We start from the raw sequence: 10,668 nt of genomic DNA, 5'->3' as shown, positions 1-10,668 counted from the left end.
ACGCGGCGAAATACACACCAAAGCGATTAACCCGGAGGCGGACGGTTTCGCGGCTGACGATGACGCCCCGCTCCGCCAGAAGATCCTCAACATCTGCCGTGCTGAGGGCAAACCTGTGGTGGGCCCAGACTGCGTAGGCGACAATCTTACGTGGGAAACGAAAGCCTTTCAGGCGCGGCATGGACGGTGGTACCTTCATGCCTCAACATCTACCCAAATCAGCCGTCCCAAATAACTTGGCAATGCCGCTCAGACACCTGAGAAGTTCTACGAACCGGTTACCGAAGTGAGCATCCTTGAAGGCGCCGACATTCACCTCGCGCTCCGACCAATGGCCGCCGTCAGCTGCAAAATTTTCAGATCTGGCAGACATCACGCACCTCATCAAGAAATTCGGGTGCTCAAAGAAGAGTCATAAGTGATTCTTTCGATCAAGTTTTTCTGTCTCAAACATCATTGCGATTCACATATTTGTGGGTAATCGCAAGCCTCGGCGTATGCTGATTTTTCTTATATCAGGTGGAACGTAAGGACGGACTGAAACGGGCGGCAGGGCCTGCCTGTTGCCCGCGCCACCGGCAGGCCTCTTGATGGTCTGCCGGTGGCGCGTCCCTTCCAGCCTCTGTTTTGCGCCTTGGGATGCGTGAAGGCTCGTTTCAGGCCGGAAAGGACAACAAGCAGATTGTTTCTACCTGATCGGATCAGGTTCAGTCGTCCTCGCCGTTTGTTGCGTTCCAAAGAAGCTGAAGTTCATTGAGTGTATGATCTGCAGGATTTACCCCAAGGCCGACAGCAATTTGGGCCTTTCCTTGCGAGACCTGTCCAACACCCCCACGGGTTTCGCGGTTTGTGCCGCTCAGATAGAACCGTTCAGCCAGCCGGTCATTGTCGCGCCGCGCCTGCTCGATCAGCATCAGTTCCGTCATGGAATATTGCGCAGCATCAAGGTTCAGACCGGCAGCAAATTGCGCATGGCCCGGTGAGATGGTTTGCGCAGAAGCCACCCCTGCGGAGAGCAGGGCCGCGCCGATAAGTACAATTTTTTTCATGACCTTAGTCCTTTTTCGTATCTCGCGAAGCGTTCGTGCTTCGGATACGCAGGAGATAGGTGCGGTGCTTGGCAGCTATAATCCGTCGGAAATCGAAATCTTTGTTCGATCATCTTGAACAACACTTGCGCGCGCGCCAAGTAACAAACTGTCACAGCTGCGGAAAAGAATTACCATGGATACCATTAGTCTCAAGGCATACGCCCTGATCGTTGAAGAAGGCAGTTTTTCAGCTGCGGCCCGCCAACTTGGCATCTCGAAAAGTATGTGTTCCAAATACATCAGCGATCTTGAAGACAAACTTGGTGCCAGATTGCTTACGCGCTCCACGCGCTCCGTGAAGACAACTTCCATCGGCATGGAATACTACCAGAAGGTGCGCCGCATCCTTGATCTTCTGGATGAGGCGAATGAGCAGGCAAAGGTTGAAAGCGGTACGGTCACCGGGCGGCTTCGGATCGGATCGCCGGTGTCATTTTCCTTGCGGGCGCTGCAGCCGCTGATCCTGAGATTTCTTAAACAGCATCCGAATGTGCAGTTGGAAAGCGTCTTTGACGATAGCAGAACCAATCTGATCTCCAAAGGTTATGATGCGGTGCTCTGCATCGGGGAACTGGCGGATTCAAGCATGGTTGCACGCCGCATTCACACCACGACTTGCGCTATTGTCGCATCTCCGGGGTATCTGGAAACATACGGCACACCCAGACACCCGTCGGATCTTTCAAATCACAAGATACTTCATTACACCAATATCAGCACCGCCACGACATGGCCTTTCCAGAGCGAGAACGAGATTTTCTGGCAGAAAGTCACGCCGCGCTTTGCGTCCAATAACGGCGAAATTATCGCGGCCGCAGCGATGGCGGACTATGGGGTCGCGTATCTGGCGGAGTTTATGATCAGCGATCATCTTGCTACCGGGAAACTAGTCCCTATTCTGGCCGAATATACGCATCCCGACCTGCCGATCAGTATTATCTATCCGTCCCGCAAAAACATTTCGGCAGCGCTTAAGGCGTTTTTGGAATTTTGCACATGCAATGAGAGCCAAAGCGCGAAAGTGACCCATGGAAATGGGGCGACAACCCCATTGCGAACCGGACAGGAAACCGGCCTTCTTGCGCAGCAGGTTCCATCATCTGGCAAAACAGACCGGGTGGGCAAGGTCAGCAATGCGGGCTGGACCGGCAGGCTCCCACCCGGCCAGCGCGCGGGTATGGACACTCGACGCAGAACCGTCGGTCCTAGCAAACACGGCTAATCAGTCGAAATGCGCTGAACAAAGCCTGCCTCACGCCGCACGTCGCACAGAAATCGGGATTTTCAGCAACTGATGGCCGTGTCCAGCCTCGGTCTCCGGTAGGTGCTGCACCTCGCAGCTGATGATAGAACGTGTCTGTGTAAAGCAGCGTATCCGTCCGGTCTGACTGCTCTGCCTGGGTGATGGAGTGGGTGATAGTGTCCACTATCGATAGTGGACATCTTGAGGTTGGTGATGGCGGGGAAGAAGGGGCTGAAGAAGCGGGTTTGGTCTGACGACGAGAAGCGCACGATTTGCGCGCAGACGTTGACGCCGGGTGTTTCGGTGAGCGCGAACCTGATATTCAAATGGCTGAAGGATTCTCGGTTCGCGCCGATAGAGAGCACATCTTCGGCTGAGGAGAGAGTTGCCCTTGATGGCTGTTTCCTTCCTGTCGAGATTGAACCATCTGCCATGGAAAGCCCCGCCGCGCCCGGGCGAATGAATCACACTTCTGCTGACCCGGGTCCTGCTGTCTTGGCGTAGCGCGTGGATATCGCGTTGTCGGACGGGCGCGTATTCTGGTGGAATGCAATAGTCCCAACTAAAGCGGCCCAGTTCCGGAAATCTGAAATCTACGGCCGTGCAGGCAAAGTCCGGACCGTGCGCCGTGCGCGCCAGCGGTCAAAATCGCGCTGCGATGTTTCCAGCAGTTCGGCGTTCAGGATTCGCATGGCGATTGCGCGGTTCAGCGCCCGCACCCGCTTATTGAACCCAGTGCCGCCTGCCATGTCGCCAATTTCATCATCCAGCACGCCAAGTTTTTCGTACAGGGACAGCAAGCGGTTCTGCACGGTTCGCAATGACATGCCTCGGCGTTCAGCGATACGGCGATCTTGAAGGCCAAGCGCAAGGTCCAGAAGCACGGCATATTCGCTATCGTCCAGTGCATTGCGGGGCAATGTGGTGCGACGCTGGAAGCGATGGATTTCGCGGTCCACCATGATCTGCCCCTCGATCAGAACTGCGCGCATCGTAAGTTTCAGCCGTTCGCGTGTCGCGGTCTTGAGGACATATCCATAGGCGCTGTCTTCGGGCACGATCTGGCTGATGCCGCGCAAATACGCCTCATCCGAATAGTTGGACCAGAACAGGATGCGGGTGTCGGGCCGTTCGGACCAGATGGTGCGCGCGGCTTCTATTCCGTTCTGCTTGTCCATCTGCAAATCCATCACCACGGCTTCTATGCGTCCGGCGCGGGCCTCTATGGTGCCTGCAAGCCCGTCGATGGCGTGCAGTGTCTCGGTGACTTCGGGCAGTGCCTCGGCCAGCGTATCCTGAAGATAGGACGCATGGAACTGGTCATCCTCGACGATCAAAACCTTCATATGCGACCCTCCTTTCCGGTTGTGCGCAGCGTCACCACGACAGATGTACCTACCTTCTCCAGTATTTCCAGATCGGCATCGATCAGGCGGGCACGGGTGCGCATATGCGACAGGCCCGACTGCCTGCCACCAGTTGTGGCCGAAAAACCGCAGCCATTATCCTGAACTGTCAGGCGCAGTCGTCCGGTCGGATCACGATCGATGACGACGGCAATACGTGTGGCACCGGAATGGCGTGCTGTGTTGTTGATCGCCTCTTGTGTGATGCGAAACAGCGCTGTGCGCGTGGTCGTGTCCAGCCGGTCGGGTGTGTTGTCCGTCCGGTCGACCACGTCAACCACCACCGGTGCATGCCCTGTGGCGCGTTCCAGATGGACCCGAACCGCATGGGCAAAGCCGAATAATTCCAGAAGTGTCGGCACCGCCGTGTCGATAATCCGGCGCAGGTCATCAATGCAGTGACCAAGGCGTTCTGCCAGGACCAGCCGGTCCGGCGTCGCAGCGTCTGCTGTCAGATCGCGCAACAAGCGCGTCAGGTCGGCTAGCGTCTGGTCATGCAGGTCCATTCCGATACGCTGGCGCTCGCGTTCCAGTTCCTGCGTCAGGTCCAGCGCGCCTTGCCGCAGACCTTCTTCGCGCGCCTGTGCCTCGGCCCGGGCGCGCGCGACCTGCTGCGCCTTTTCTGACGCGTGCAGGGCATGAAAATAGGGCGCCAGCATATCCGCCAGATGTCGCGCCCGCGTCACGGTTGCCTCGTCATAAAGGCCGCGGGCATTGTGAGAGATATTCAGCGTACCAATCACCCTGCCCATGACCTTCATGGGCACATTGACCCGCGACCGCAGCTCATGGCGGAAAATCGGCTCGCAGCGCGCGCCTGTAAAGGTATAGCGCGGATCCTGGGTTGCGTCCGCAGTCAGCATTGATTCACATCGCGCAGTCAGCAGATCGCGGACAGGCGAATTCTGCACGCGGGTGCGCTTGCGCGACCAGCTTGTGGTGATGCCAACCTCATAGCTGACTGTCCAGCCGGGCGAGTCGGTGAGGCAGATATCGGCATGCGTGAACGCAATCAGTGATGCGATTTCGTCTGCGACTGCCCCCAGCGCGGAGGGGATTTCGGTTTCGCCCGCCAGATGGCTCGAGATACGCACGAAGACATCATCTCCGGCCAGTGCCAGCGGGGCTGATGCGGTGGACAAAGGGTTCCTCCCTGACATGGCTGCGCTTATCCGCAAGCATATAGCCATGTATTGTAGAAAGGAATAACCGAATCCGCACCTGACATGCGGGAACCCGCAATAAATATGCGGCTTCCTATCTTTACAGACCCGAAAGGCCCTCTTAGCCTTTTTTGTACGCTCGGCATATCCGGGCCACGACAGGGAGGAGCATGCTGGCAATCTGCTGCATGCCAAGGGAGGAAACATGAGGAATACCACACTTGTGAGTGCGGCAACGCTTGCCATGATGGCGGCGGTTGCCCCGGTGCACGCCGATACCAGCGACAGGCGCATTGCGCTGTCCAATAACTATGCCGGCAATTCCTGGCGTCAGGCAATGCTGGAATCCTGGTCCGAAATCGCGGGCGCGGCCGCGCAGGACGGTGTTGTGGCGGCGGCAGATGCGTTCACCACATCCGAAAATCAGGCCACCGAGCAGGCGGCGCAGATCCAGAACCTGATTTTGCAGGGGTATGATGCCATCGTGCTGAATGCCGCGTCGCCAACCGCACTGAACGGCGCCGTGGCCGAGGCGTGCAACGCGGGACTTGTCGTCGTCAGCTTTGACGGCATAGTTACCGAACCCTGCGCATGGCGCATCGCGGTCGATTTTCAACAAATGGGCCGCGAGCAAGTGGACTATCTGGCCAGCCGTCTGCCTGATGGTGGCAACTTGCTGGAAATACGCGGTCTTGCCGGTGTGTTCGTCGATGACGAGATTTCAGCAGGCATCCACGACGGTGTCGCGCAGCACAGCCAGTTTGACATAGTAGGTGCGGTTCATGGCGACTGGGCGCAGGAAGTGGCGCAGCGCGCTGTTTCAGGCATTCTGCCATCGCTGCCCGACATTGTCGGTGTTGTGACACAGGGCGGCGATGGCTACGGGGCCGCACAGGCAATCCGCGCGGCGGGGCGTGACATGCCTATCATCGTGCTGGGCAATCGTCAGGACGAAATGCAGTGGTGGGCGGACCAGCGTGATGCCAATGGCTATGAAACACTGTCGCTGTCAATCGCCCCCGGTGTTGCCACGCTGGCGTTTTGGGTGGCGCAACAGATCCTTGACGGGCAGGACGTGCCCAAAGACCTGACCGTACCGTTCCTGAAAATCACGCAAGCTACACTTGACGATACCTTGGCGCAGACGCCTTCGGGGTCAGTGGCCAATGTCACCTACTCGCTTGAAGATGCACGCGCTGTGATCGCCGGGGCGGACTGACACGACATGTCCACTGTAGCGCAAGATTCTGCGCCCATTGTTGCCCTGACCGATGCCGCCAAATCTTTTGGTGCGGTCAGGGCGCTTGACGGTGTCAGCCTGTCGATCAGGCCGGGGGAATGCCTTGGGCTTGTGGGGCATAACGGCGCGGGGAAATCCACGCTTGTCAATGTTGTGAATGGCGGCCTGGCCCCCACATCGGGCCGTGTCGATTTTCCGGCATCCGGCGCGGATACGGCGCTGGTCGCCGGGGTGCGGTCAGTGTTTCAGGAATTGTCGCTATGTCCCAACCTGACGGTGGCCGAAAATCTGCGCATTTCGCATTCGGGCCTGTGCGGGCCGGGCTGGCGGCGCGCTGCGCGGGCCGAAATAGCGCGCACGCTTGATACGGTCTTTCCCGGGCATGGAATTGATACCGAAACAACCGTTGAGGAGTTAGGCATTGCCGAGCGGCAGATGGTCGAAATCGCCATCGGTTTTGCCCCGCGCGGGCAGGATGTCCGGCTGGTAATCCTTGATGAACCGACATCGTCGCTTGATGCGGCGATTGCAGACCAGTTAGTTGTCTATGTCCGGCAGTTTTGTGCGCAGGGCGGGGCGGTCATATTCATTTCGCACATGCTGGGCGAAGTGTTCGCCGTCGCATCGCGCATTCTGGTCATGCGCGACGGCAAGGTAGTGGCCGACCGTCCCGTTGCCGCCTTCACGCGGCAGGGGCTGGTGGATGCAATGGGCCATGTCGCCGACGACGACACCGTTGCCGCTGTTACGCGCGATCTTGGTCCTGAAGTGGTGCGCACCGATGACGGGCTGGCGGCCCGCAAGGGGGAAGTCGTGGGGCTGTCGGGGTTGGCAGGTCACGGGCAGGCGCGGGCGCTTGCACACTTATATCTGGGCACAACCTCTGCATGGCGTGGGCGCCGTGACCCAAAGATGGTTTTTGTCGCCGGTGACCGCACCCGCGATGGTATTCTGCCGCTGTGGCCAATCCTGCGCAACATATCCATCGGCGTCCTGCAGCAGTTTTCACGGCGTGGGCTTGTTGACCGTTCCGCCGAAACCGCACTTGCTGGGGACTGGAAACACCGCATTGGCATTCGCACTGGTGATCTGGCCAATAACATACTGTCGCTGTCGGGGGGCAATCAGCAAAAGGTGCTGTTTGCGCGTGCATTGGCGTCGACCGCGCCGGTGGTTGTGATGGACGACCCGATGCGCGGGGTCGATGTGGGAACCAAACAAGGTGTCTACGCGATGATCCGCGCCGAGGCTGCCAAGGGCCGCACCTTTTTGTGGTATTCGACCGAAACTGACGAGGTTTGCCAGTGCGACCGTGTCTTCGTGTTCCGCAACGGCCGGATTTCGGCGGAATTGACCGGCGATGCGATCACCGAAGAAGGTATCCTTCGCGCCTCGTTTGAAATGCAGGACGACTAAGCATGCGCAGGTTATTTTCGCGGTATCGCATTTTGTTGCCGGTTGTGTCGTTGGCGCTGCTGTTGGTGGCAACCTTCTATATGCAGCCCCGCACCATGAGCTATTTCGGGGTAAATCTGTTGTTCAATCTGGCCGTGCCCATCGCGCTGGCGACGGTTGCACAGATGTGCATCATGATGGTCGAAGATATCGATCTTTCGGTGGGGGCCTTTGTCAGTCTGACCGCTTGTGTCACGGCAACGCTGCTGAACGATCAACCGGTGCTGGGTGTGGGGGTGCTGGCATGTCTTGTCGCGGCCTATGCGGTGATGGGTGCGGTGATCCATCGGCTGGAGCTGCCTGCAATCGTTGTGACGCTGGGTATGTCGTTTGTCTGGGGCGGGCTGGCGCTGTTCATCCTGCCCACGCCGGGCGGGGCAAGCCCGGGCTGGTTGCGCAGCATGATGACGTCGACCCCGCCCATGGTGCCGATGGCTGTTGTGGCATCAGTCGTTATTGCCACAGTGGCGCATTTGCTGGTCGTCCGGTCAGGCATTGGCACTGTGCTGCGCGGTGTGGGCGGCAACGCACGTTCGGTTGCGCGCGCGGGCTGGCCCGTAATCCGGCTTAAGGCGCTGGCCTATGGACTGGCGGGACTGTTCGGCGTTCTGGCGGGCATGGCGCTGGTCGGGCTGACAACATCGGCTGATGCCAATATCGCGCTGCGCTACACGCTTTTGTCAATCGCAGGTGTAATCCTCGGCGGCGGAGAATTTACCGGCGGTAAGGTCAGTCCGGTGGGCGCAGTGATTGGCGCGTTGACGCTGACGCTCGCGGCATCGTTCCTTAGCTTCTTACGCCTGTCGCCCGACTGGCAGATAGGCGCGCAGGGCGGAATTCTGATCATTGTGTTGATGGCACGGCTGCTGTTCACGCGGCGCAACACGCGCGACGGATAGGATGGGCACATGACAACACTTTTTTCACGCCCCTGGATATGGTCGTGGCTTGCCGCCGGTGGCGCGTTCATGCTGACGATGCTGTTGACCGAAGGGCGCGGTGCGGGCGAGCTTGCTTATGCCGCGCTGTCGTTCGGGGCATTTGCCGCCATTGTCGGGTTGGGCCAGATGATGGTAATCACGCTGGGCCCGGGCAATGTTGATCTGTCGATCCCTGCTGTGATGACGCTGTCGGGCACACTTGCACTAAAGGCCATGGGGTCTGTCCCGGGCGCCGAGTATTGGGGTCTGGGTGTTGCCGTAGCGGTCGGGCTGGGGGCGGGCGGGGCGAATTTCGCGCTGATCTATCTGCTGCGTCTGCCGCCCATTATCGCGACGCTGGCCGCCTCGCTGGTGTATCAGTCGGTTGCGATCTGGTCAAACCGCGGGCTACGCATCCGCCCGCCTGAAGCGCTTGCCGATTTCGCCACGGGCCGAGCTTTCGGCATTCCCAATGTCGCGCTGGTCGGGCTGATGCTGGCGGTCGTGGTCTGGGTGGTTCTGGAACGCAGTATCTGGGGGCGCTGGCTGCTGGCAACGGGGCAGAACATGCGCGCGGCGCGGCTGGCCGGTGTTCCGGTGCAGATCGTGCGCGCGGTCACTTACCTTACTGTTTCGGTTCTGGCGGCAGTGGCAGGCTATCTGCTGGCCAGCTTTTCAGGCGGCGCATCGCTGAATATGGGGCAGGAATATCTGCTTATGTCCATCGCTGTGGTGGTCATCGGGGGCACGTCGATTGCAGGGGGTAATTCCAATGTTCCCGGTGTCTGGGGCGGCGCGCTGTTCATGTTCCTCGTTGTGTCGATGCTGAATTCCTATGGCTTCGGCGCAGGGGTGCGGCTTGTTCTGACCGGGTCGATCATCATTGGCATTGTCATCGTTGCCAGCACGCGGAGGGCACGCCCATGATCTCGACACCGCCGCATCTGGAAATCCATGAAAATACCTTTGCATCACTTGTTCACCCTATGTCGCAACTGGAACGGATCGCCACCGGTTTCACTTGGGTTGAAGGGCCGGTCTGGTTTGGTGATCACGGCTGCCTGCTGTTTTCCGACATCCCGTCCCAGCGGATTATGCGCTGGTCGCCCGAAGGGGTAACGCTGTTCCGGCAGGGGTCGGGGTTTAATAATGGCAACACGCGCGACCGGCAGGGGCGGCTGGTGGGCTGTCGCCACGGGCCACGCGATGTTGCCCGCACTGAGCATGATGGCAGTCTGACCGTGCTGGCATGCGCATATCAGGAGCGGTCGCTGAATTCGCCCAATGATGTGGTTGTCAGTTCGGACGGTGCGGTGTGGTTCACCGACCCGACCTATGGCATCGATTCCAATTTTGAGGGGCGGCGCACCGATTCTGAACAGGACGCGCGGCACGTGTTCCGCATTGATCCCGAAACCGGCATTACCGCGCCTGTCGTGTCGGATTTCGTACAGCCGAACGGATTGTGCTTTTCGCCCGACGAAACCCGCCTTTACATTGCCGAAAGCGGATCGAGCCATGACGACAGCGTGGCATCAGTGATCCGCCAGTTTGATGTTGCTGGCGGCACGCTGACGGATGCAGGCGTCTTCGCGTATATTGACCACGGGCTGCCCGATGGTATCCGTACCGATGAAGCGGGCAACTTATGGTCATCGGCAGCAGACGGTGTGCATTGCTTTGCGCCCGATGGCCGCCTTCTGGGCAAGATACTGGTGCCAGAGGTGGTAGCAAACCTGTGTTTTGGCGGGGCTGACGGCCATCGTCTGTTCATTACCGCAACTACGTCAGTCTATTGCATATTCGTGGACATAAGGGGCGCCGAACCATGGACACGGGGCGCAGGAGCAATCTGACAACCGCCGCGCGGCACTCTCAATCCGGGTCGCTGTCAGGGATCAATCAACGGGACGGGACAGTGGTTCTGTCGCAAATTCCGACATGGTTGAGTGTAGGCTGATGCTGGACGGAATTATGCTGCGAGCTGAGCGAACTGCTGAAATGCGTTCAAGCCGTTGGCGTCGAATTGGCCCTTGCGGATCATGTGCGCGGTCTCGATTCCCTCCAGCGTGGCCGAGGCGGAATAAAACGCTTTGAAGCCGAGCATTCGCCCAGTGATGCGTTTGATAAACCGGTGATCCTGCTCGAGG

Annotated in this window: 10 protein-coding genes and 2 pseudogenes; 7 read left to right on the top strand and 5 right to left on the bottom strand. The window is 58.9% G+C overall.

What is annotated here, in order from left to right:
• Together PUT78_RS21940 and PUT78_RS21935 are read right to left on the bottom strand one after the other, a co-directional pair.
• Positions 1–199 (bottom strand): annotated as a pseudogene (locus PUT78_RS21940) (IS6 family transposase); the annotation flags it as partial.
• 508 nt (positions 200–707) lie between these two features.
• The gene (locus PUT78_RS21935) at positions 708–1,049 is read right to left on the bottom strand and encodes a hypothetical protein (protein ID WP_274354389.1); all 342 of its coding nucleotides are present in this window, start codon (positions 1,047–1,049) and stop codon (positions 708–710) included.
• A 175-nt stretch (positions 1,050–1,224) separates the two neighbouring features.
• On the opposite strand from PUT78_RS21935, the gene PUT78_RS21930 reads away from it, so the two are divergent.
• Both PUT78_RS21930 and PUT78_RS21925 read left to right on the top strand, forming a co-directional pair.
• Positions 1,225–2,313 carry a LysR family transcriptional regulator gene (locus tag PUT78_RS21930; RefSeq protein ID WP_274354388.1) on the top strand — a complete coding sequence of 363 codons (1,089 nt, stop codon included), beginning with the start codon at positions 1,225–1,227 and terminating at the stop codon, positions 2,311–2,313.
• Positions 2,314–2,547: 234 nt separating this feature from the next.
• On the top strand, positions 2,548–2,838 hold the full coding sequence (locus PUT78_RS21925; RefSeq protein ID WP_274354387.1) for a hypothetical protein: 291 nt from the start codon (positions 2,548–2,550) through the stop codon (positions 2,836–2,838).
• 89 nt (positions 2,839–2,927) lie between these two features.
• Here the strand turns inward: PUT78_RS21925 and PUT78_RS21920 are convergent, their stop codons facing one another.
• Positions 2,928–3,680 (bottom strand): response regulator transcription factor, encoded by a 753-nt coding sequence (locus PUT78_RS21920; RefSeq protein WP_274354386.1) that lies wholly within the window; start codon positions 3,678–3,680, stop codon positions 2,928–2,930.
• The gene (locus PUT78_RS21915; protein ID WP_274354385.1) at positions 3,677–4,882 is read right to left on the bottom strand and encodes a GAF domain-containing sensor histidine kinase; all 1,206 of its coding nucleotides are present in this window, start codon (positions 4,880–4,882) and stop codon (positions 3,677–3,679) included. Before PUT78_RS21915 ends, PUT78_RS21920 begins: the two co-directional genes overlap by 4 nt.
• A 226-nt stretch (positions 4,883–5,108) precedes the next feature.
• Between PUT78_RS21915 and PUT78_RS21910 the strand changes: the two genes are divergently transcribed.
• The 5 genes from PUT78_RS21910 to PUT78_RS21890 are packed head-to-tail and all read left to right on the top strand — an operon-like array spanning position 5,109 to position 10,374.
• Entirely contained in the window at positions 5,109–6,122 is a 1,014-nt protein-coding gene (locus PUT78_RS21910) for an ABC transporter substrate-binding protein (RefSeq protein ID WP_274354384.1), read from the top strand.
• Between the two features lie 6 nt (positions 6,123–6,128).
• Positions 6,129–7,559: a sugar ABC transporter ATP-binding protein gene (locus PUT78_RS21905; protein WP_274354383.1), complete on the top strand. Its 1,431-nt coding sequence runs from the start codon at positions 6,129–6,131 to the stop codon at positions 7,557–7,559.
• 2 nt (positions 7,560–7,561) lie between these two features.
• Complete coding sequence (locus tag PUT78_RS21900; protein WP_274354382.1) at positions 7,562–8,497, top strand: ABC transporter permease; 936 nt, start codon at positions 7,562–7,564, stop codon at positions 8,495–8,497.
• Positions 8,498–8,506: 9 nt separating this feature from the next.
• On the top strand, positions 8,507–9,445 hold the full coding sequence (locus PUT78_RS21895) for an ABC transporter permease (protein WP_274354381.1): 939 nt from the start codon (positions 8,507–8,509) through the stop codon (positions 9,443–9,445).
• Positions 9,442–10,374, top strand: coding sequence for an SMP-30/gluconolactonase/LRE family protein (locus tag PUT78_RS21890; protein ID WP_274354380.1), 933 nt, complete (start codon positions 9,442–9,444; stop codon positions 10,372–10,374). The genes PUT78_RS21895 and PUT78_RS21890 overlap by 4 nt, the downstream gene beginning before the upstream one ends.
• 116 nt (positions 10,375–10,490) lie before the next feature.
• Here PUT78_RS21890 and PUT78_RS21885 read toward each other — a convergent pair.
• A pseudogene (locus PUT78_RS21885) lies at positions 10,491–10,668 on the bottom strand (DDE-type integrase/transposase/recombinase); the annotation flags it as partial.

Source organism: Roseinatronobacter alkalisoli, assembly GCF_028745735.1.
Classification (GTDB): Bacteria; Pseudomonadota; Alphaproteobacteria; order Rhodobacterales; family Rhodobacteraceae; genus Roseinatronobacter; species Roseinatronobacter alkalisoli.
The sequence above is the reverse complement of the archived record's forward strand: the minus strand, read 5'-3'. Positions and strand labels throughout refer to the sequence as shown.